This window comes from Aromatoleum evansii, assembly GCF_045689615.1.
Lineage (GTDB): Bacteria > Pseudomonadota > Gammaproteobacteria > Burkholderiales > Rhodocyclaceae > Aromatoleum > Aromatoleum evansii.
Genome location: NZ_CP141259.1, coordinates 136,284 through 157,526, shown reverse-complemented (window position 1 = coordinate 157,526; position 21,243 = coordinate 136,284). Strand labels below are relative to the sequence as shown.

22 protein-coding genes are annotated in these 21,243 nt (G+C 68.7%); 11 read left to right on the top strand and 11 right to left on the bottom strand.

Going from position 1 to position 21,243, the window contains the following annotated elements; all coding sequences use genetic code 11:
* Window positions 1–11: 11 nt before the first annotated feature.
* The 8 genes from U5817_RS00685 to U5817_RS00650 all read right to left on the bottom strand — a co-directional run bounded on the left by U5817_RS00685 (window position 12) and on the right by U5817_RS00650 (window position 8,821).
* Entirely contained in the window at window positions 12–869 is an 858-nt protein-coding gene (locus U5817_RS00685) for an aminotransferase class IV (protein ID WP_407279357.1), read from the bottom strand.
* A 19-nt stretch (window positions 870–888) separates the two neighbouring features.
* Window positions 889–2,016, bottom strand: coding sequence for a D-alanyl-D-alanine carboxypeptidase family protein (locus tag U5817_RS00680; protein ID WP_169125692.1), 1,128 nt, complete (start codon window positions 2,014–2,016; stop codon window positions 889–891).
* A gap of 132 nt (window positions 2,017–2,148) precedes the next feature.
* Window positions 2,149–3,150 carry a septal ring lytic transglycosylase RlpA family protein gene (locus tag U5817_RS00675; RefSeq protein ID WP_407279356.1) on the bottom strand — a complete coding sequence of 334 codons (1,002 nt, stop codon included), beginning with the start codon at window positions 3,148–3,150 and terminating at the stop codon, window positions 2,149–2,151.
* Between the two features lie 16 nt (window positions 3,151–3,166).
* A complete protein-coding gene (gene rodA, locus U5817_RS00670) occupies window positions 3,167–4,309 on the bottom strand; it encodes a rod shape-determining protein RodA (protein WP_169125694.1) in 1,143 nt (380 codons plus the stop codon).
* Window positions 4,306–6,294 carry a penicillin-binding protein 2 gene (gene mrdA / locus U5817_RS00665; protein WP_407279355.1) on the bottom strand — a complete coding sequence of 663 codons (1,989 nt, stop codon included), beginning with the start codon at window positions 6,292–6,294 and terminating at the stop codon, window positions 4,306–4,308. Before mrdA ends, rodA begins: the two co-directional genes overlap by 4 nt.
* A gap of 4 nt (window positions 6,295–6,298) precedes the next feature.
* Complete coding sequence (gene mreD / locus U5817_RS00660; protein WP_169125695.1) at window positions 6,299–6,820, bottom strand: rod shape-determining protein MreD; 522 nt, start codon at window positions 6,818–6,820, stop codon at window positions 6,299–6,301.
* A gap of 3 nt (window positions 6,821–6,823) precedes the next feature.
* On the bottom strand, window positions 6,824–7,720 hold the full coding sequence (mreC, locus tag U5817_RS00655) for a rod shape-determining protein MreC (protein WP_407279354.1): 897 nt from the start codon (window positions 7,718–7,720) through the stop codon (window positions 6,824–6,826).
* A gap of 57 nt (window positions 7,721–7,777) precedes the next feature.
* A complete protein-coding gene (locus U5817_RS00650; protein ID WP_076602349.1) occupies window positions 7,778–8,821 on the bottom strand; it encodes a rod shape-determining protein in 1,044 nt (347 codons plus the stop codon).
* Between the two features lie 120 nt (window positions 8,822–8,941).
* On the opposite strand from U5817_RS00650, the gene gatC reads away from it, so the two are divergent.
* The 7 genes from gatC (at window position 8,942) to U5817_RS00615 (ending at window position 15,806) form a co-directional block, all read left to right on the top strand.
* Entirely contained in the window at window positions 8,942–9,229 is a 288-nt protein-coding gene (gatC, locus tag U5817_RS00645) for an Asp-tRNA(Asn)/Glu-tRNA(Gln) amidotransferase subunit GatC (protein WP_407279353.1), read from the top strand.
* A 3-nt stretch (window positions 9,230–9,232) separates the two neighbouring features.
* Window positions 9,233–10,696 carry an Asp-tRNA(Asn)/Glu-tRNA(Gln) amidotransferase subunit GatA gene (gatA, locus tag U5817_RS00640; RefSeq protein ID WP_407279352.1) on the top strand — a complete coding sequence of 488 codons (1,464 nt, stop codon included), beginning with the start codon at window positions 9,233–9,235 and terminating at the stop codon, window positions 10,694–10,696.
* A gap of 7 nt (window positions 10,697–10,703) precedes the next feature.
* On the top strand, window positions 10,704–11,228 hold the full coding sequence (locus tag U5817_RS00635) for a hypothetical protein (RefSeq protein ID WP_407279351.1): 525 nt from the start codon (window positions 10,704–10,706) through the stop codon (window positions 11,226–11,228).
* A gap of 25 nt (window positions 11,229–11,253) precedes the next feature.
* Window positions 11,254–12,711, top strand: a complete 1,458-nt coding sequence (gatB, locus tag U5817_RS00630) for an Asp-tRNA(Asn)/Glu-tRNA(Gln) amidotransferase subunit GatB (RefSeq protein ID WP_407279350.1) — start codon at window positions 11,254–11,256, stop codon at window positions 12,709–12,711.
* Between the two features lie 102 nt (window positions 12,712–12,813).
* On the top strand, window positions 12,814–13,635 hold the full coding sequence (locus U5817_RS00625; protein WP_407279349.1) for a class II glutamine amidotransferase: 822 nt from the start codon (window positions 12,814–12,816) through the stop codon (window positions 13,633–13,635).
* 69 nt (window positions 13,636–13,704) lie between these two features.
* Window positions 13,705–14,127, top strand: coding sequence for an HIT family protein (locus U5817_RS00620; protein ID WP_169125702.1), 423 nt, complete (start codon window positions 13,705–13,707; stop codon window positions 14,125–14,127).
* A 38-nt stretch (window positions 14,128–14,165) separates the two neighbouring features.
* Window positions 14,166–15,806: a hypothetical protein gene (locus U5817_RS00615; protein WP_407279348.1), complete on the top strand. Its 1,641-nt coding sequence runs from the start codon at window positions 14,166–14,168 to the stop codon at window positions 15,804–15,806.
* Here the strand turns inward: U5817_RS00615 and phoR are convergent.
* Both phoR and phoB read right to left on the bottom strand, forming a co-directional pair.
* Window positions 15,748–17,061, bottom strand: coding sequence for a phosphate regulon sensor histidine kinase PhoR (phoR, locus tag U5817_RS00610; RefSeq protein ID WP_407279347.1), 1,314 nt, complete (start codon window positions 17,059–17,061; stop codon window positions 15,748–15,750). The genes U5817_RS00615 and phoR overlap by 59 nt on opposite strands.
* A 61-nt stretch (window positions 17,062–17,122) precedes the next feature.
* The gene (phoB, locus tag U5817_RS00605; protein ID WP_407279346.1) at window positions 17,123–17,827 is read right to left on the bottom strand and encodes a phosphate regulon transcriptional regulator PhoB; all 705 of its coding nucleotides are present in this window, start codon (window positions 17,825–17,827) and stop codon (window positions 17,123–17,125) included.
* Window positions 17,828–17,988: 161 nt separating this feature from the next.
* On the opposite strand from phoB, the gene U5817_RS00600 reads away from it, so the two are divergent.
* The 4 genes from U5817_RS00600 to U5817_RS00585 all read left to right on the top strand — a co-directional run bounded on the left by U5817_RS00600 (window position 17,989) and on the right by U5817_RS00585 (window position 20,702).
* A complete protein-coding gene (locus tag U5817_RS00600; protein WP_407279345.1) occupies window positions 17,989–18,411 on the top strand; it encodes a gamma-butyrobetaine hydroxylase-like domain-containing protein in 423 nt (140 codons plus the stop codon).
* A 2-nt stretch (window positions 18,412–18,413) separates the two neighbouring features.
* The gene (gene ubiE, locus U5817_RS00595) at window positions 18,414–19,151 is read left to right on the top strand and encodes a bifunctional demethylmenaquinone methyltransferase/2-methoxy-6-polyprenyl-1,4-benzoquinol methylase UbiE (protein ID WP_407279344.1); all 738 of its coding nucleotides are present in this window, start codon (window positions 18,414–18,416) and stop codon (window positions 19,149–19,151) included.
* A 73-nt stretch (window positions 19,152–19,224) separates the two neighbouring features.
* Window positions 19,225–20,076 carry a Tim44 domain-containing protein gene (locus tag U5817_RS00590; protein WP_407279343.1) on the top strand — a complete coding sequence of 284 codons (852 nt, stop codon included), beginning with the start codon at window positions 19,225–19,227 and terminating at the stop codon, window positions 20,074–20,076.
* A gap of 23 nt (window positions 20,077–20,099) precedes the next feature.
* Window positions 20,100–20,702, top strand: a complete 603-nt coding sequence (locus U5817_RS00585; protein ID WP_407279342.1) for an SCP2 domain-containing protein — start codon at window positions 20,100–20,102, stop codon at window positions 20,700–20,702.
* A 100-nt stretch (window positions 20,703–20,802) separates the two neighbouring features.
* On the opposite strand, the gene U5817_RS00580 is transcribed toward U5817_RS00585, so the two are convergent.
* The gene (locus U5817_RS00580; RefSeq protein ID WP_169125710.1) at window positions 20,803–21,228 is read right to left on the bottom strand and encodes a F0F1 ATP synthase subunit epsilon; all 426 of its coding nucleotides are present in this window, start codon (window positions 21,226–21,228) and stop codon (window positions 20,803–20,805) included.
* Window positions 21,229–21,243: the final 15 nt, after the last annotated feature.

Genomic DNA, 21,243 nt, shown 5'->3' with positions numbered 1-21,243 from the left:
CGGGGTTCTGGTCAGCCAACGCGCATCACCGTGTTCTTGAATTCCTGGTACCAGGCATGCATCTCCCGCCCCACCGGGCCCGGCCGGCCGTCGCCGACGGGGCGCCCGTCGAGGCTGGTGATCGCGAGCACTTCCTTGGTCGACGAGGTGAGCCACACCTCCTCGGCCGTGCGCACCTCGTCCTCGAGGATCTCGCGCACCCGATGTTTGAGACCGTGCCGGGCGGCCAGTTCCAGCACCACGTCGTAGGTGATGCCGGGCAGCATCAGGTGGCTCTTGGGCGGCGCGAGCAGCACGCCGTCGCGCACGATGAAGATGTTGGAGGCGGCGCCTTCGGTGAGGAAGCCGTCGCGGAACAGTACCGTCTCGGCGCAGCCCTTGTCGATGGCGACCTGGCGCAGCAGGCAGTTCGCGAGCAGCGCGGTGGTCTTGAGGTCGCAGCGCGCCCAGCGAAAATCGGCCGCGCTCACCGCCGCGACGCCGCTCGCCAGCACCTCGGCAGAGGGCGTCACGAGCGCCTCGCTCATCAGGAACACCGTCGGGCGCATCACGGCCGGGAAGGCGTGGTTGCGCCGCTCGTCGGGGCCGCGCGACACATGCAGGTAGATCGACTGGTCCACCCACGCATTGCGCGCGACCAGCTCGCCCACGATCGTCTCCCATTCCGCGGCGGCGTGCGGGTTCGGGATGCGTACCGCATCCAGCGTGCGCCCGAGGCGCGCGATGTGCTCGGCGATGCGGAAGGGGCGGCGCGAATACACCGGGATCACCTCGTAGGCGCCGTCGCCGAAGAGGAAGCCGCGATCCATCGGCGAGATGCGCGCCTCGGTCAGAGGCTGGTAGCTGCCATCGAGGTAACAGATGCTCATGCGTGCCCCCGCGAAATTCTTACAGGCTCTTGATCCACATCACGATGGTATCCCACAGGCGGCCGAAGAAACCGGCGACGGGAACGTCCTGCAGCGCGACGACCGGGTACTCGCCGATCGGCTGGCCGTCGAGCGTGAGCTGCAGCGTCCCGACCTGCTGGCCCTTCTGCAGCGGCGCGACCACCGGCTGCTGGCTGGTGAGCTGGCTCTGCACCTTCTCGGCCTGGCCCTTGGGCAGCGAGATCACGAAATCGTTGAGGAAGCCGACCGGCAGCTCGTTCTGCTCGCCCTTCCACACGCGGAAGCGCGACAGCTCCTGGTTCGCGGCGTACAGCTTGGCGGTGTCGAAGAACTGGAAGCCGTAGTTCAGCAGCTTGAGCGACTCCTGCGCACGGATGGTGTCGGAATCGGTGCCCAGCACGACCGACACGAGGCGACGCTGGCCGCGCAGGGCGGAGGCGATCAGGCAGTAGCCGGCCGCCGCGGTGTGGCCGGTCTTCAGGCCGTCGACGGTCGGGTCCAGCCACAGCAGGCGGTTGCGGTTGGGCTGCGTGATCTTGTTGTAGGTGTATTCCTTCTGCGAGTAGTAGCGGTAATACTCGGGGAAGTCGCGCGAGATCGCCGACGCGAGCAGGGACAGGTCGCGCGCGGTGGTGTAGTGGTTGGGGTCGGGCAGGCCGGACGAGTTCATGAAGCTGGTGTTCTTCATGCCCAGGCGCTGCGCCTCGCGGTTCATCAGGTGGGCGAAGGACTCCTCGCTGCCGGCGATCAGTTCGGCGAGCGCAACGCAGGCGTCGTTGCCGGACTGGATGATCATGCCCTGCACCAGCTCCTCGACCGTGACCGGCTTGTCGGGCTGGATGAACATGCGCGAGCCTTCCATGCGCCAAGCCTTCTCGGACACCGGCACGGTCTGCTGCAGCGTGATGCTGCCGCTCTTGAGCGCCGCAAAGGTGAGGTAGGCGGTCATCAGCTTGGTCAGCGACGCGGGCTCGATGCGCGTGTCCGGCTCGCGCGCGGCGAGCACCTGGCCGGTGGCCTGGTCCATCAGGAGCCAGGCACGCGCGGCGAGCGTGGGGGGCGGGACGTTCTGGGCGGAAACGGCGAAGGAGACGACGGCAAACAGCAGGGCGACGAGGAAGCGCATGAGGATCGGCTGGCGGGTGGCAGTGGGCAGACGGAGGCGGCGAGGCCTCGGGGCCGGGGCAAAGGGTCGATTATAGAGCCTTGCCCGGTCCCCGACAGAAGACCGGGCAAGGCTCCATTGGTTCAGATTGCATCAGCGCGTAACGACGAAGGGGCGGAATTTGAGTTCGCGCGCGATGCGCTCGGCCTCGGCCTTCGCTTCCGTCACCGACGCAAAGGGGCCAAGGTGCAGCCGGTAGCGCTTGCCGTCGACGAGGACTTCGAGACGCTCGGCATGCTCGGCGAAGGTATCGCGCACCATGCCGCGGAAGCCTTCCGCGCTCGCGGCGGTGGAAAACGCGCCGAGCTGCAGGAAGATGCCGGACGTCGCATCGGTGAGCGTGGACGGTTCGGCCATCGCGAGCTGCACCGGCGGCTCGGCCGGCGCTGGCGTCGGCGGCACGAGCGCCGCCGGACGGCGGCCGGGTAGCGGCGGAATCGGTTTTTCGGTGGCGATCAGCTCGACGCCGTCGGGCACGATGGCCTCGACCTCGACCTCGGCGCTACCCACGTTCACGTAGCCCAGGCGATGCGCCGCGGCGTAGGAGAGATCCATGACGCGGCCCTTGTGGAAAGGCCCGCGGTCGTTGATGCGCACCACCACAGAGCGCCCGCTCGCGCGGTGCGTGACGCGCGCATAGCTGGGAATCGGCAGCGTCGGGTGGGCCGCGGTCATCGCGTACATGTCGTAAGCCTCGCCGCTGGAAGTGGGCTTGCCGTGGAAGCGCTTGCCGTACCAGCTGGCGCGTCCGAGCTGGCGGAAGGGCATCACTGCCTTCGCCGGCACATAGTCCTCGCCGAACACGTTATACGGGCGGTTGGCGAAGCGGTGCAGCGGCTCGACGCGCGGCTGCGCGTCGGGGATGTCGTCGAGGTTGGCCGGCGGGTTATCGCCCGGGCCGTCGTCCTTGTAGTAGGCGCCGCCGCGCTTCTGCACGACGGCGCTCTTGCCCGGCACCGGCTGGGGTTGGGTGGCGGCGCTGCCATCCACGTAGGGTGTCGTGCTGCAGCCGGCCAGCGCCAGCACGGCCGCAATCAGGCCCGCGAACAGCAGCTTGTACCCGGACGGGCCGGTTGGCAGGGTATGCGTCGGCATCGGTCAGTCTCCGTAATCACGCCTGCGCGAGCACGCGGCTGCGCTGGATGCTCATCAGTATCCCGACCCCGAGACACAGCGTGACGAGCGCGGTTCCCCCGTAGCTGATGAAGGGCAGCGGTACGCCCACGACCGGCAGGATACCGCTGACCATGCCCATGTTAACGAAAGCATAGGTAAAGAAGATCATGGTGATGGCGCCCCCGAGCAGGCGCGTCGCCAGCGTCGGCGCCATCGCGGCAATGTAGAAGCCGCGCAGCAGCAGCAGCACGTAGATCGCCAGCAGCACGACGATGCCGATCAGGCCGAACTCCTCGGCGAGCACCGAGAAGATGAAATCGGTGTGGCGCTCGGGCAGGAAGGCGAGATGCGTCTGGGTGCCGTCCATCCAGCCCTTGCCGAGCACCCCGCCCGAGCCGATGGCGATGGTCGACTGGATGATATGGAAGCCCTTGCCGAGCGGATCCTGGGTCGGGTCGAGCAGGGTGCACACGCGGTGCTTCTGGTATTCGCGCAGGCCCGGCCAGTCGACGCCGGGCTGGCAGATCTGGTCGCCGAAGCCGACGATTGCACCGATGCCGATGACCCCGACCGCGACGACGGGCACCAGCAGCTTCCAGGACAGGCCGGCGAAATAGATCACATAGACGCCCGCCGCGGTCACGAGCAGGCTCGTGCCCAGATCGGGCTGCACCATGATCAGTCCGACCGGTACAACCAGCAGCAGGCCGGCGACGATGAAATCGCGCAGGCCGATCTGGCCCTCGCGTTGCTGGAAGTACCACGCCAGCATCAGCGGCATCGCGATCTTCATGATCTCGGACGGCTGGATGCGCGTCACGCCGATGTCGAGCCAGCGCGTCGCGCCTTTCGAGGTCTCGCCGAAGAGATCCACCGCGATGAGCAGCAGCACACCGATCAGGTACAGCGGCAGCGCAAGGCTCAGCAGGCGCTGCGCCGGCACGCGCGCCGTCACCCACATCGCCGCGAGCGCGACGGCGGTGTTCACTTGCAGGGACGGGATGCGCTCCGGCGAGGCGCTCATCATGAGGACGAAGGCGTAGCCGAGGAGCAAGGCGAGCAGCAGGAGCAGCGGCAGGTCGATCGGGCGCAGGAAGCCGAGCAGGAGCTCGCGCGGATGGAATCGCGTGTCGGTCATTCGGAACGAGGCTCCCCTTCTTGTCCGCCCGCCTGCGGCTGCGCCGGTTCCGCTGCCGCAGCATGCGCGCCGGCGTGCGGGTGGGTGGCGTGCTCGTCGCCCTCGTCGGCCGCGTCGACATCCTCGCCGGCCGGCTGGTCGCGGCGCTTGCCGAGGAGGTGGTAGTCGATCACCTGGCGCGCGATCGGCGCAGCCGACTGCGCACCGAAACCGCCGTTCTCGACCAGCACCGCGAGCGCGATGGTCGGCTTGTCGGCCGGCGCGTAGGCGATGAACCATGAGTGGTCGCGCAGGCGTTCGCTCACGCGGCCCTCGACGTAGCGCTGGCCACGCAGCGAGAACACCTGCGCCGTGCCGGTCTTGCCGCCGACCGAATAGGGCGCCCCGGCGAAGGCACGCGCGCCGGTGCCGACCTTGTTCACGTCCACCATCGCCTGACGCACTGCGGCCGCGTGTTCGGGCTTGAAGGGGATGGTGCGGATCGGCGCGGGCTCGACGACACGGCGCTCGCCCGTCACGGGGCTCACGACATGGCGCACCACGTGCGGGCGGAACAGCTTGCCGTCATTGACCAGCGCCGCCACCGCGTTGGCCATCTGCAGCGGTGTGTAGGCGTTGTAGCCCTGTCCGATGCCCACCGAGATGGTCTCGCCACCGAACCACTTCTGGTGTTCCTTCTTGCGGAAGCGCTTCTTCTTCCATTCGGGCGTCGGCAACACGCCCTCGGCCTCGCCGGGCACGTCGATGCCGGTGCGCGAGCCGAAGCCGAAGGGGCGCATGAAGTTCGCGATGCCGTCGATGCCCAGGTCGTTGGCGAGCTGATAGTAGTAGGTGTTGCACGACACGACGATGGATTTCGGCAGATCCACCATGCCGTGCCCGCCGATCTTGTCGTCCATGAAGCGGTGGCCGCCGAACATGAAGTAGCCCGGATCGGGAATCGTCTGCGTGATCGTGCGCTTTCCCGCCGACAGGCCCGCCATCGCCATGAAGGGCTTGAAGGTCGAGCCCGGCGGATAGGCGCTGAAGATGGCGCGGTTCACCAGCGGGTGGTCGGGCGATTCGTTGAGCGACTTCCAGTCTTCGGTCGAGATGCCGTCGACGAACAGGTTCGGGTCGTACCCGGGCTTGGACACCAGCGCCAGCACGCCGCCGGTCGCCGGCTCGATCGCGACGAGTGCGCCGCGGCGCTTGCCGAAGGCGGCTTCGGCGACCTTCTGCATCTCGATGTCGAGCGTCAGCTCCAGATCGTTGCCCGCCAGGCCCGGCGTGCGCGCGAGCTGGCGCACGGCGCGTCCGCCGGCATTCACCTCGACCTGCTCGGCGCCGGTGACGCCGTGCAACTCGGCCTCGTAGCTCTGTTCCAGCCCGCTCTTGCCGATATGTTCGGAGCCACGGTAGTTCGCCTCGTCGCCCGACTCCTCGATGCGCTCGCGATCGCGCTGGTTGATGCGGCCGATGTAGCCGATCACGTGCGAGGCGAGCTCACCCTGCGGGTAGTCGCGGAACAGGCGCGCCTGCACCTCGACGCCGGGGAACTGGTAGCGCCGCGCGATCACGCGCGCAACCTCCTCTTCGGTCAGGCGCGTGCGCAGCGGCACGCTCTCGAAATTCTTGCTCTCTTCCAGCAGCTTCTTGAAGCGGCGCCGGTCGCGCGCGTCGATCTCGACGATCTCCGCCAGTCCGTCTATCGTCGCCTCGAGGTCGCGCACGCGCGAGGGCGTGATCTCCAGCGTGTAGGCGGCGTAGTTGCGCGCGAGCGGCACGCCGTTGCGGTCCGTGATCGAACCGCGCCCCGGCACGATGGGCAGCAGCGCAATGCGGTTATCTTCGGCGCGGGTGTGGTAATAGTCGTAGCGCACGACCTGCAGGAACCAGAAGCGCGCCACCAGCAGGCCGAAGCACACGGCGATGAAGATGCCCGCGATCAGGACGCGGCGGCGGAAGCGCCCCAGTTCCTCGTCGGGGGTACGGAATTCCATCATGGGTTCAGATCGGCCGGTTGTCGTCCCGGTCCACCGGCTGGTACTGCGGCAGCAGCAACAGGTAGTTCAGCGGCACCCACAGCGCCGCGCTCGTGAGGCTCGAGAGGAAGTACCACCAGCCGGGAAACTCGGCGCCGGCAACGAGGCGCACCGTGACCATGATCACCTGCGTCAGCAACAGCAGCGGGAACATCTGCAGCGCCTGCTGCGTCGGCCCGAACCACAGCACGCGCCGCGACACCGAGGTCGCGAGATAGCACAGCACGACGTAGGCGAGCGCATGCTGGCCCATCGCGGCGCCGTGGCCGATATCGACCAGCACGCCGAACAGGAAACCCGCCCCCATGCCGACGCGCAAGGGCTCGCGGATCGACCAGAAGGCCAGCACCAGCGCGACCCAGTCGGGCACGCCGGGCGTGAGGCCGGTCGGGATGTAGCTCAGGCCGAGCGCCACGAGCAGGCTCAGCCAGGCGAACCAGGTCTTGGCCGGCAGCAGGATGCGACTGGAACGGTGGGTCGGTTGCATCGATTATCCCTTGCGCCCCTTGCGCGGCTCGGGTTCGGGCTCCGGCACCGGACGCGGCGGCGGCGGCGCGGCGCGCCCGAGCAGCAGCACCTGCGTCGTGCGCTCGACGCCGGCGACGGGTTCGCACACGATCACCGCGAAGGTCTGTGCGTCGCGGTCCACGCTCACGACATCGGCCACCGGCAGTCCGGCGAGGAACAGGCCGTCCAGGCCCGAGGTCACGAGCCGGTCGCCCACGCGCACGTCCGCGCCCGACAGCGTGAAGCGCAATTCGAGCCGCCCCTGGCCCGCGCCGGCGAGCACGCCACGCAAGCCGTTCCTCGCGACCTGCACCGGCACCGCCTGGTCCTTGTCGGTAAGCAGCGTGACCTCGGCCTGCACCGGATACACGCGCGTGACCTGGCCGATCATGCCCTGCTCGTTGACCACCGCCATGCCGGCTTCGACGCCCTGCTGGCTGCCGCGATTGAGGATCACCTTGCGGTCGAAGGGGTCGGGCGCGTCGTAGAGGATCTCGGCGGCGACGCTCTTCGTCGCGACCGACGCGCCCATGTCGAGGAGCCCGCGCAGGCGACGGTTCTCTTCCTCGAGCTGCTCGAAGCGCAGCAGGCGCTGCGCCGCCTCCAGTTCGCGCCCGCGCAGCGCGGAGTTGTCCTTCTGCACTTCGACGAGGGTGGCGAAATACACGGCGGCGTTGCGCACGAAGTCCGCGGGCGCGGCTGCCGCCATCTGCAGCGGCCAGGTTGCCACCGACAGCGCCTGGCGCACCACTTCGAGGTAACGGAACTTCAGGTCGGCGACCAGCATCGCCAGACAGATGGAGACGAGCACCGCCAGCCGCACCAACGGCGTGGGTCCCTGCTTGAAGATCGGTGGTGACGGATGACCGGCGAGGGACATCGTGCGGCGTCTACGGCGCGGCGCGGCAGGCGGGGGCGCCCGCCGCGACGACGCGAATTACTCGGAGGCGAAGATGGAGCCGAGCTTGTCCATCTTCTCGAGCGCCATGCCGCAGCCGCGCGCGACGCAGGTCAGCGGCTCCTCGGCCACGATCACCGGCAGGCCGGTCTCCTCCATCAGCAGGCGATCGAGGTCGCGCAGCAGCGCGCCGCCGCCGGTGAGCACCATGCCGCGATCGGCGATGTCCGCGCCGAGCTCGGGCGGGGTCTGCTCGAGGGCGATCTTCACCGCGGAGACGATCTGGTTCAGCGGCTCGGTGAGCGCCTCGAGGATCTCGTTCGACGAGATCGTGAAGCTGCGCGGGATGCCTTCGGCGAGGTTGCGCCCCTTCACTTCCATCTCGCGCACTTCCGAACCGGGGAAGGCCGAGCCGATTTCCTTCTTGATGTTCTCGGCGGTGGTGTCGCCGATCAGCATGCCGTAGTTGCGGCGGATGTAATTGACGATGGAGTCATCGAACTTGTCGCCGCCCACGCGCACCGAACCGGCATACACCATGCCGCCCAGCGAGATCACGCCGACCTCGGTGGTGCCGCCGCCGATATCGACGACCATCGAGCCGGTCGCGTCCGACACCGGCAGGCCGGCGCCGATCGCCGCCGCCATCGGCTCCTCGATCAGGTACACCTGCGAGGCGCCCGCAGCGAGCGCCGCGTCGCGGATCGCGCGGCGTTCGACCTGGGTCGAACCGCAGGGCACGCAGATGATGATGCGCGGGCTCGGCGAGAACATGCGCGAGTCGTGCACCTTCTTGATGAACTGCTTGATCATCTGCTCGGTGACGACGAAGTCTGCGATCACGCCGTCCTTCATCGGGCGGATCGCGGTGATGTTGCCCGGCGTCTTGCCCAGCATCTGCTTCGCCGCGTGGCCGACCGCCTGGATCGTGCGCTTCGCGTTGGGCCCGCCCTCGGTACGGATCGCGACGACGGACGGCTCGTCGAGCACGATGCCCTTGCCGCGCACGTAGATCAGCGTGTTCGCGGTGCCAAGGTCAATGGCCAGATCGTTGGAGAAATAGGAACGCAGGAAACCAAACATGCGGAAAAATCCCGAAACCGGTAAGGAGGGTGGGCGGTGGGGCTGATGCCCGGCCGGACTGACGGCAAACGAGTATGATAACCTACAAACCTTTGTGATTTAAGCGGGTTTTGTTTCCTCATGTCGCTTACCACTGAACAGGTCCTGCGCATCGCCGGACTCGCGCGCATCGAACTCGCCGAGAGCGACGTCGAGGCCACGCGCGCCAAACTGAACGGAATCTTCGGCCTGATCGAGCAGATGCAGGCGGTCGACACCAGCGGCGTCGAGCCGATGAGCCACCCGCAGGATGTCGCACAGCGCCTGCGCGACGACGTCGCGACCGAAGCGGACCGCCGCGAGGCCTTCCAGCGCGTCGCCCCGCAGACCGAAGCGGGCCTCTACCTCGTCCCGAAGGTCATCGAGTAAGCCATGATCAACGCCAGCCTCACCGAACTGCGCGCCGCGCTGGATGCGAAGAAGATCTCCAGCGTCGAACTCGCGACCCTCTTCCTCGACCGCATCGAACGACACAACCCGGCGCTCAACGCCTTCATCACCGTAGACCGCGACGGTGCCCTCGCGGCCGCCCGTGCCGCCGACGCGCGCATCGCCGCCGGCAACGCCGGCCCGCTCACCGGCATCCCGCTCGCGCACAAGGACGTGTTCTGCACCGAAGGCGTGCTCACGACCTGCGGCTCGAAGATGCTGTCGAACTTCGTCAGCCCCTATGACGCCCACGTCGTCTCGCTGCTCAAGGCCGCCGGCGCGGTGAACTTGGGTAAGACCAACATGGACGAGTTCGCCATGGGCTCGTCGAACGAGAACTCGCACTACGGCCCGGTCAGGAACCCCTGGGACACCACGCGGATCCCGGGCGGCTCCTCGGGCGGCTCGGCCGCGGCGGTCGCCGCGCGCCTCGCCCCGATCGCCACCGGCACCGACACCGGCGGCTCGGTGCGCCAGCCCGCCGGCCACACCGGCATCACCGGCATCAAGCCCACCTACGGCGTCGTCAGCCGCTACGGCATGATCGCCTACGCCAGCTCGCTCGACCAGGGCGGCGCCTTCGGCGCGTCCGCGGCCGACTGCGCGCAACTGCTGAGCGCCATGGCGGGCTTCGACGAGCGCGACTCCACCAGCCTCGAGCGCCCCGCCGAGGATTACGCGCGCGAGCTCGCCGCACCGGCCAGCGACCAGCCGCTTGCCGGCCTGCGCATCGGCCTGCCGCGCGAATTCTTCGCCGAAGGCATGGCCGAGGACGTGCGCGCCGCGGTCGAGGCCGCGCTCGAGCAGTACCGCAAGCTCGGCGCGACCACCGTCGACGTGAGCCTGCCCAACGCGAAACTGGCGATCCCCGCCTACTACGTGATCGCGCCGGCCGAGGCGTCGAGCAACCTGTCGCGCTTCGACGGCGTGCGCTACGGCCACCGCGCCGCCGAATACCGCGACCTCGCCGAGATGTATGCGAAGAGCCGCGCCGAAGGCTTCGGCGCCGAAGTGAAGCGCCGCATCCTGGTCGGCACCTACGTGCTGTCGCACGGCTACTACGACGCCTACTACCTGCAGGCGCAGAAGCTGCGCCGCCTGATCGCGCAGGACTTCCAGGCCGCATTCGCGCAATGCGACGTGATCGCCGGCCCGACCAGCCCGACCACCGCCTGGGCGATCGGCGAGAAGACCGACGACCCGGTGCAGATGTACCTGTCGGACATCTACACCATCGCCGTGAACCTCGCCGGCCTGCCCGGCCTGTCGCACCCCTGCGGCTTCGGCGGCGGGAATCTCCCGGTCGGCCTGCAGCTCATCGGCGACTACTTCGCCGAGGCGCGCCTGCTCGCCACCGCGCACCAATATCAGCAGGCGACCGACTGGCACCTGCGCCGTCCGGGCTGAGCGTCCCATGCGCCGCCTTCATCCCGCCCTCCGCGCGGTCGCGCTTGCCGCCGCCGTACTGCTGGGCGCCTGCGCGACCCCGCCCGAGCGCAAGCCCGAGCCCGCGGCGACCACGCCCTCCCCGGCACAATCCGCCGCCGAGGCCGAACCGGAGCGCGCGCTGCAGCGCGGCCGGCTCAAGCCCATGCCGGTGCGCCCGCTCTCCATCAAGACCGACTGCCGCTTCAAGGACGAGGTCGGCTACGGCGGCAGCGCCGTGCTGGATGTCAGCCACTCCGAGGTGCGCGCCTTCGCCGCGACGGTCGACGTCCCCAAGCGCGGCAGCTGCAAGTTCGACCTGGCCGACTTCAGGCAAGTGCTGAAGGAGCCGCACGTCGAGCTGCAGGCGCGCGACGGCTGCACCGTGCGCATGTGGGAACAGGGCGAACAGGTCACCGTCGCATTCTCCGAATGCGCGAAACGCTGCACCCGCGGCACGTTCGAATATGTATGGCCGATCCTGGTGGACCGGTCGAGCGGCCAGTGCACCTGACCGCAGCGAATCAAGAGACAGGACTATGAGCAGATCGGATTGGGAAGTCGTCATCGGGCTGGAAGTGCATGCCCAGCTCAACACCGCCTCCAAGATCTTTTCCGGCGCCAGCACCGCCTTCGGCGCGGCGCCGAACGTGCAGGCCTGCGCCGTCGATATCGCGCTGCCCGGCGTGCTGCCGGTGCTCAACCGCGGCGCCGTCGAACGCGCGATCCGCTTCGGCTTGGCGATCGGCGCCGAAGTCGCGCCGAAGAGCGTGTTCGCGCGCAAGAACTACTTCTACCCCGACCTCCCCAAGGGCTACCAGATCAGCCAGTTCGAGCTGCCGGTGGTGCAGGGCGGCACGATCACGATCCGCATCGGCGAGGGTGACAAAGCGTACGAGAAGACCGTCAACCTGACCCGCGCCCACCTCGAGGAAGATGCCGGCAAGTCGCTGCACGAGGACTTCCACGGCATGAGCGGCATTGACCTCAACCGCGCCGGCACGCCGCTGCTCGAGATCGTCTCCGAGCCCGACATGCGCTCCTCGGCCGAAGCCGTCGCCTACGCCCGCACGCTGCATGCGCTGGTGCGCTGGATCGACATCTGCGACGGCAACATGCAGGAAGGCTCGTTCCGCTGCGACGCCAACGTCTCCGTGCGCCGCCCCGGCGGGCCGCTCGGCACCCGCCGCGAGATCAAGAACCTCAACTCCTTCCGCTTCCTGCAGCAGGCGATCGACTACGAGGTGCAGTGGCAGATCGACACCCTCGAGGACGGCGGCAGGATCCAGCAGGCGACCGTCCTGTTCGACCCCGACACGGGCGAGACGCGCATGATGCGCTCGAAGGAAGACGCGCACGACTACCGCTACTTCCCCGACCCGGACCTCCTGCCGCTCGTGATCTCGCCCGAGTGGAAGGCGCGGGTGCAGTCGGAAATGCCCGAGCTGCCCGGCGCGATGAAGGCCCGCTTCATGGAACAGTGGGGCCTCTCCGCGTACGACGCGACGACGCTCACCGCGTCGAAGGAAGTCGCAAGCTTCTACCAGACCGCCGTCGAGGCCGCCGGCGTCGCGCTCGCCAAGCCCTGCGCGAACTGGGTCATGGGCGACCTCGCGGCGCGCCTCAACAAGGCCGAGCTCGACGTCGCCGCTTCCCCTGTGTCGCCCGTGCAGCTCGCCGGCCTGGTCGCGCGCATCGCTGATGGCACGATCTCGAACAACATCGGCAAGAAGGTGTTCGACGCCCTGTGGAACCGCGAAGGCAACTCCGCCGACGCCGTCATCGAGGCCCAGGGCCTGCGCCAGACCAACGACGCCGGTGCGATCGAGGCGATGATCGACGAGGTGCTCGCGGCCAACCAGAAGTCGGTCGAGGAATTCCGCGCCGGCAAGGAAAAGGCCTTCAACGCGCTCGTCGGCCAGGTCATGAAGGCGAGCAAGGGCAAGGCCAACCCGGCGCAGGTGAACGAACTGCTGAAACGCAAGCTCGAAGCTTGATCGATACCGTCCGGGCGGCGCTTGGCGCAACCCGGACGACGCCCTTCGACCGGCTCGGGACGAAGGGATGATTGCCGCATCAGACGAGAGAGGAATCGCGCGATGTGCCAGCTCCTCGGGATGAACTGCAACGTGCCGACGGACATCTGCTTCTCGTTCGCCGGCTTCCAGGCGCGCGGCGGCGCCACCGACGTGCATGCCGACGGCTGGGGCATCGCCTTCTTCGAGGGGCGCGGCGTGCGCGTGTTCCTCGATCCCCAGCCCAGCGCCTCGTCGCCCATCGCGGAGCTGGTGCGCAACTATCCCATTCGCTCGCTCAACGTCATCGCGCACATCCGCAAGGCCACGCAGGGCCAGGTCACGCTCGACAACACCCACCCCTTTCAGCGCGAGCTGTGGGGCAGCTACTGGATCTTCGCGCACAACGGCAACCTGCTCGACTACGTGCCGCACTTCGACGGCCGCTTCCTGCCGGTCGGCAACACCGACTCCGAGACCGCGTTCTGCGACATCCTGCAGCACCTCGCCGCCGAGTTTCCCGACGGCCCGCCCCCACCCGAGGCCCTGTACGCGTCCCTGCGCCGCCTCGCGATCCGCATCGGCGCGCACGGCCCGTTCAACTTCCTGCTGTCGAACGGCGACTACCTCTTCGCGCACTGCTCGACGCGCCTCGCCTATATCGTCCGCCAGGCCCCCTTCACCACCGCGCACCTCTCCGATCAGGACCTCAGCGTCGACTTCAGCCGGCTCACGACCCCGGCCGACCGTGTCGCCGTGATCGCGACCGCGCCGCTGACCGACAACGAGGTGTGGCACGCGATCCCGCCCGGGACCCTGCTCGCGTTCCGGCATGGCGCGATCGAGCCCCTGGGCGAGGCGACGACCATCGCCGGGAACCCCGCTGCCGGTGCGGGCAGCGTGTAGATTTCACTTCGCAGCCTCATGCCGAAAGGCTAAAGTCCGATTTTCACCATAGCGCCGAAGGGGAAACCCGTGTCCGATTGCCCACTGTGTCTGGCCGCCAACGAAACCCTGGTGTGGCGCGACGGCAGCTGCCGCGTCATCCTCGTCGATGAGCCCGGCTATCCGGGCTTCTGCCGCGTCGTGTGGAACCACCACAGCGCGGAAATGACCGACCTCAACGCCGGCGAGCAGCGCCATCTCCTCAACGTCGTGCTCGCGACCGAGGCCGCGCTGCGCCAGCTGATGCGCCCCGACAAGATCAATCTGGCGAGCCTCGGCAACGTGGTCCCGCACCTGCACTGGCACGTCATCCCGCGCTTCGCCGACGACGCCCACTTCCCGCAACCGATATGGAGCGCCCCGCTGCGCACCGCCGCGCCGCGCCCGGCCCCGCCGGTGGCGACCCTCTCCGCGACGCTGGTCGCGATGCTCACCGAACAGACCGCCGGATGAAGCCTGCGCACCCGGACCGTACGCACCACGGAGAACCCATGGGTTATCACGATCCCGTCGAATGCCTGGCGCTGCTGGCCAGGCTGCATCCGCTGAACGTCGACGAGACCCACCGGCTGCTGTCCGAGATGGTGACGGCACTGCTGCGCGACCCGCCCGCACCCGAACGGCACCTCGAGATCCTCGAGGCCGCGCGCCCGCACGTCGCGCTCGCGCAGTCCACGCTCGCCAGCCGCTATGCCGCGCATCCGCTTCCGCCCGACGGCGTGGAAAACGAGACGCTGCGCAGCGTCGTCGCGCTGTGGCTGGCCATGGCGCGCTCCTACGGCCTGGTCGCACGCACGAGCGGGACCGAACGCCTGCCGACCGACCAGCGCGCGCTGCTGGCGCAGCGGCGCATCCACTACGCGGGCATGGTGCCGCTCGAATACTTCCGCGCCCACCGCGCGATCCCCCGCGGGACGTGGACGGCACTGCACGACAGCTTCTGCGCCGCCGAGGCACAGGGCATCGCGACGATCCGCGTCCCCGATGCGCTCAACGACATCTGGAAGGCGCAGAGCCCGGCCGAAGCCTTCGTCGCCGTGCTGCTCGTCGACCTCGCCAACCCCTACGGCCGCAGCGAACGCGACCTCGGCTGGGTGTGCCGCTGGGCGCAGCGCTTCGCCCCCTACTGCGAGCTGCTCGGGGCGCCCGACGGCGACACCCCGCAGCCGGCCACCTACGGACTCGATCTCGGTGCCGACCACGGCTTGCGTCCGGTCGGGGTGCTGACGCCCTCGACGAACCTGCGCCGCTTCGACGGCAGCAAGCTCGCCGGCCAGATCCAGGCCGTGCTCAAGCAGTTCAAGCAGGGCGTCACGCCGTCCTCGCTCGGCCTCGGTGCCGACTGCCCCGTGGATGCCTGCGCAAAACTGCTGCTGTCGCTGTACCGCCCCTGGGGCCTGGCCTCCGCCGGGCGACGCTTCCCGCGACGCGGCACGCAGGGGCGCGCCGAACTCACCGTCGGCTGGTCGTCCATCGCCTTCCACGTCAGCGGCAAGGCCTTCGAACAGCCGCCGCTGTACGCCACGCAGCGCAGCCTGCGCAGCGACATCTCGCTGCTCACCTTCGGCGAACGCGTCGCCCAGGCCGAAAACCCGCGCTGGAACGAGAACGAACGCCGCCGCGCGGCCGCGCGGCTCCGCTTCACCTGCGAGCACTGGCAGGTCGCCGACCACTCGGTCAGCGGCTTTCGCCTGTACCAGGATCCCCATACCCAGCGCCTCGAACACCATCAGCTCGTGGGCGTGCGTCCGCCCGATGGCGAGCAGTTCCTGCTCGCGCAGCTCAGCTGGCTCATGTATCGCGCCGACGGCGTCATGGAAGCCGGCGTGCAGGTGCTTCCGGGCTTGCCGCGCGTCGTCGCCGTGCGCCCCTTCGGCCTCGCGGGCAATCTGCACGAAGCCTTCCTCGAGGGTTTCCTGCTCCCCCCCACGCCGGCACTGAAGGCCGGCGCCTCGCTGATCCTGCCGGCCAAATGGTTCCAGCCGCAGCGCGTGATCGACGTCGTCGACCGCAACGAGCGTTACCAGCTGCGGCTCGTCAAGGCGCTCCTGCGCGGCCCCGATTTCGTGCAGGTCAGCTACGAAGCGCTGGAAGCGCCGACTCCAGGCGCGAAGCCGGGAAACACGCGCTGAAGCGGCTCCCCTCGCCCGGCGCGCTAGCGATGCGCAGCTCGGCCTGGTGGCGCGACAGGATGTGCTTGACGATCGCCAGGCCCAGGCCGGTACCGCCCGTTTCGCGCGAACGTCCGCGGTCGACGCGGTAGAAGCGCTCGGTCAGGCGCGGGATGTCGTCGGCCGCGATGCCGATGCCGTTGTCCTCGACCGCAAATTCCCCGCGGCCGTCCGCGCAGCTCCAGCTCAGGCGGATGCGTCCCCCGGCGGGCGTGTAGCGCACCGCATTGCTGGCGAGGTTCGCGAACGCCGAACGCAGCTCCTTCTCGCTCCCCAGCAAGGTTGCGCAGCCGGCGCGCACGTCGATGTCGGCCTCGATCTCGTGCCGCCCATTCGACAGCAGACGCGTGTCCTCGGCGATGCTATGGACCAGCGCGGCGACGTCCACGCGCTCCTCCACCGCCGCCGGCGCGCCCGTCTCCAGGGCGGACAGCGCCAGCAGATCCTCGATCAGCGCCTGCATGCGCAGCGACTGCTCCAGCGCCAGCTGCAGGAAATGCGTCACGTCCTCCGGCGTGAAATCGTCGCGGCCGTCGATCAGCGTCTCGAGGAAGCCCGTCACCACGGTCAGCGGCGTGCGCAGCTCGTGCGACACGTTGGCGATGAAATCCCGCCGCATCGTCTCCAGCTTCTCCAGCTGGCTCACGTCGCGCGACACCACCATCTTCTGCTTGTCGCCGAAGGGCACTACCTGCACCAGCAGCGTCAGGCCTGCGCGGCGCGTCGAATGCAGCACCAGCGGCTCCGCATGGTCGCCCCCCTGCAGGAAACGCACGAACTCCGGTTCGCGCACCAGCGTCGTCACCTGCGCCCCGTGGTCGCGCCGCCCGTCGATGCCGAATTGCTGCTCGGCCTTGCGGTTGAGCCACTCGATGCGGTCGTTCGCCGACAGGTACAGCACCCCGTCGGGCATCGCCTGGCTGGCCTCGTGGAAGCGGTCGAGGGCGGCCGTCAGGCGTTCGCGCAGATCGGCCGAAGTGCGCGAACGCCGGTCGAGATCGTAGAAGACGTGCGCCCAGATGCCGACGCCGGCGGGCAGCGAAACGCCCCTCGGGGCATGCATCCATTCGACCAGGCGCTGCAGGTTGAAGAGCTGCCACGCAAGCATCGCCAGCAGGCCGGCAAACAGCATCGCCAGCGCCGCGACCTTGCCGCCGATCGCGCCGACGATCAGTGCCAGCAGCGCGACCAGGCCCAGCACGCGCAGCGCCTGCATCCACACGTATCGCGATTCGGGTCTGATGGGGGACTCCCGCGGGTAACCGTCCGCCCGGATCTTACACGCCCGCCACCGCCGGCAGCGCCGACAGGCGGTAGCCGCTGCCGCGCACCGTCTGGATCAGCCCGTCCTGGCCGACCGGTTCGAGCGCGGCGCGCAGGCGACGCACATGCACGTCCACCGTGCGCTCCTCGACGAACACATGGTCGCCCCATACCTGGTCGAGCAGCTGCGCGCGTGAATGCACGCGTTCGGGATGGGTCATGAGGAAATGCAGCAGACGGAACTCCGTCGGCCCCAGCGCCACCGGCTGCTCCCCGGCGGAGACCCGGTGCGTCGCAGGATCGAGGCACAGCCCCCCCAGCGCCACCGGGTCTTCCGTCGCCTGCGGCGCGCGCCGACGCAGCACCGCCTTGATGCGCGCGACCAGCTCGCGCGGACTGAAAGGCTTGGTGATGTAGTCGTCGGCCCCCATCTCGAGACCGGCAACCTTGTCCTGCTCCTCGCCGCGCGCCGTCAGCATGATGATCGGGATCGCGCGCGTGCGCTCGTCCGCCCGCAGGCGGCGCGCCAGCTCGATGCCCGACATTCCCGGCAGCATCCAGTCGAGGAGCACCAGGTCCGGCAACGCGTCGCGCACGATGCGCTGCGCCGTCTCGGCGTCACCGGCGCGCACCACGTGATGCCCGGCACGCCCGAGGTTGGCGGCAATCAGCTCCTGGATCGCCGGTTCGTCTTCCACAAGCAGGATGTTCGCGGCCATATTCACACTCCATGTCGTCACACGCAGTGTATTGCAGGAAATTGACGATTTTGTGACAGGTCACGCCCCCGCAACAAGCGTCGCGGGCAGCCCCGCGCGGCACGGGCCGCCCCCGAATCGGGTATGATTGACGTCCCCTCCAACAACGAGCAGGGGCAAGCATGGCCGGCCTCGACGACGAAACCCCCATCCCCACCGCACTCACGCTGCACCGCAAGTCGCGCGTGCTCGAAATCGCCTTCGGCGAAGACCGGCAGTACTCGCTGCCCTTCGAATTCCTGCGCGTGTATTCGCCCTCCGCCGAAGTCCGCGGTCATGGCGTGGGGCAGGAGACCCTGCAGGTTGGCAAGCGCGACGTCGAGCTCCTCGACATCGAGCCCGTCGGCCACTACGCGGTGAAGCTGGTGTTCTCCGACGGCCACGACAGCGGCCTCTACTCCTGGGACTACCTCCACATGCTCGCCACGCAGCACGACACGCTGTGGCAGCAATACCTCGACCGCCTCGCCGAGGCCGGGGCGAGCCGCGACCCCGCCGACAACCCACCGCCCGCCCCGAAGCACGGCTGCGGCCACAAGCACTGAACATGAACGACAAGACCACCCACTTCGGCTTCCAGACGGTCGCCGAAGGCGAGAAGCAGCAACGCGTCGCCGAGGTCTTCTCCTCGGTCGCGACCAAATACGACGTCATGAACGACCTGATGTCCTTCGGCCTGCACCGGATGTGGAAGGCGTTCACGATCCAGATCTCCGGCGTCGGCCGCGGCGACCGCGTGCTCGACGTCGCCGGCGGCACCGCCGACCTCTCGCTCGCCTTCGCCAAGCGCGTCGGACGCGAAGGCCAGGTCTGGCTCACCGACATCAACCACGCCATGCTCTCGGTGGGCCGCGATCGTGTGCTCGACCGCGGCTACGCGCTGCCCGTCTCGCAGTGCAACGCCGAGAAGCTGCCCTTCCCCGACAACTGGTTCGACTGCGTCACCGTCGCCTTCGGGCTGCGCAACATGACGCACAAGGACGCCGCGCTGGCCGAGATGCGCCGCGTGCTGCGCCCGGGCGGCCGCCTGCTGGTGCTCGAATTCTCCAAGGTGTGGGGACCGCTGTCGCCCGTCTACGACCTCTACTCGTTCAAGATCCTGCCGTGGATGGGACAGAAGGTCGCCGGCGACGCCGACAGCTACCGCTACCTTGCCGAATCCATCCGCATGCATCCTCCCCAGGAGGAGCTCAAGGCGCTGATGGAACAAGTGGGTTTCAAGCGGGTCGACTACTTCAACCTCAGCGCCGGCATCGTCGCGCTGCATCGCGGCTACAAGGTCTGAACGCCGCCGGCGCTGCCGCACACGGCTCCGCCGCGGCGGGCGCCGCACAATGTGCCATGGAGCGAATCGAGCCATGAAGAAAGACATCCTCGCCCTCCTCGCCGTCGTCTTCAGCCTCGGCCTGGGCATCGCCGACGTCGAGGCGAAACGTCTCGGCGGCGGCAGCAGCCTCGGCATGCAAAGGCAGATCAGTCCCCAGCAGGCGCCACGCCAATCCGCGACGCCCGCCCCGCAACCGTCGCAGGCCGCCACTGCCACGACGCAGCCCAGGCGCTCCTGGATGGGCCCGCTCGCCGGCCTGGCCGCCGGCCTGGGCCTCGCGGCGCTGTTCGCCCATCTCGGCCTGAGCGAGGAACTCGGCTCGCTCCTGATGATCGCGCTGCTGCTGTTCGCGGGCATCGCCCTGTTCCGCATGCTTACGCGCCGTGCGGCCGCCACCCGCGCCAGCCCCGGCATGCAGTACGCCGGCGCCGTCGAGGGCAGCGGCGCCGCGCCCCGCTACATTGACGCCTCGCTCCCCGGCGGAGGCGGCGACGCCGGCACGCGCGCCTTTCCGCATGACTTCGATGCCGATGCCTTCGCCCGCCAGGCCAAGGTCAATTTCATCCGCCTGCAGGCGGCCCACGACGCTGGCAACGTCGACGACATCCGCGAGTTCACCACGCCCGAGATGTACGCCGAGATCCGCCTGCAGATGGCCGACCGCGGCATGAGCGAACAGCGCACCGACGTCGTCGAGCTCGACGCCCAGGTCCTCGAAGTCGTCGAGGAAGCGCAGCGCTACGTCGTCAGCGTGCGCTTCACCGGCCTGCTGCGCGAGGACCCCGGCGCGGCACCGGCCTCCTTCGACGAAGTCTGGCACCTCACCAAGCCCGTCAGCGGCACCGGCGGCTGGGTCATCGCCGGCATCCAGCAGGTCGCGTGAGTCGGCCAGCCCGTTCCGAGAATATGTCCGTCCTTGATTTCGGCACTCGCGGCGCCCTGGCCGCCATCAACCATCTCCTCGCGCGTGCGAACTGGGCGCGCGAGCGCCTCGCCCCGCATGCAGGCCGCTGCGCGCGCCTATCTGCCGACCCGGTCGCGCTGGCATTCGGCATCGACACGGACGGCTACCTCGTCGACGCCGCGGACGGGAGGGCGCCGGACGTCACCCTGTCACTGCCGTTCTCGGCGCTGCCCGGCCTCGCCGGCGGCGACGCGAACAAGCTCATGAACGCTGTACGCATCGAGGGCAGTGCCGAGCTCGCCGACGCCCTGGGCTTCGTGTTCCGCAACCTGCGCTGGGATGCTGAGGAGGACCTGTCGCGCGTGTTCGGCGACATCGTCGCACACCGCATGGTCGAAGGCGCCGCGAGCCTGCGTCGCATGCATGAGCGCGCCTGGGCCGGCCTCACCGGCAACCTGGCCGAATATCTTGCCGAAGAGCAGCAGGCCCTGGTCACGCGCGCCGCGCTGGCGAGCTTTGGCGACGAGCTGCGCATACTGCGCGACGATCTCGCGCGCCTCGACAAACGTCTCGGCCGGCTCTACCCGCCCCCAACCCGCGCCTGAGCGGTGCCCCACCCTCGCGGGCGGGCCGGAAATGGAAAGGGCAGTCCTCGCGGACTGCCCTTCGTGCTTCCTGCTCGCCGCAAACGCGGCGAAACGCCGATCAGTGGCCGCGCTTGCGCAGCTTCTGGATCGCGGCGATCTGCGCGATCGCCTCGGCCAGCTCGGCTTGCGCCTTGGCGTAGTCGAGCTCGGACGACTTGTTCTGCAGCGCCTCTTCCGCCATACGCTTGGCTTCGAGGGCCTTGGCCTCGTCGAGATCCTTGCCCCGGATCGCGGTGTCCGCCAGAACGGTGACCAGCCCCGGCTGAACTTCCAGGATGCCGCCGGCGACGAACACCAGCTCTTCATCCGCCTGATCCGGCACCTTGACACGCACCGCGCCCGGCTTGATCCGGGTCATCAGCGGCATGTGGCCGGGCAGGATCCCGAGTTCGCCCGCTTCGCCCGGAAGCGCAACGAACTCCGCCAAGCCGGAAAAGATCTGCTCTTCCGCGCTGACGATGTCCACGTGGACCGTCATTGCCATGTTGACTCCTTTTCA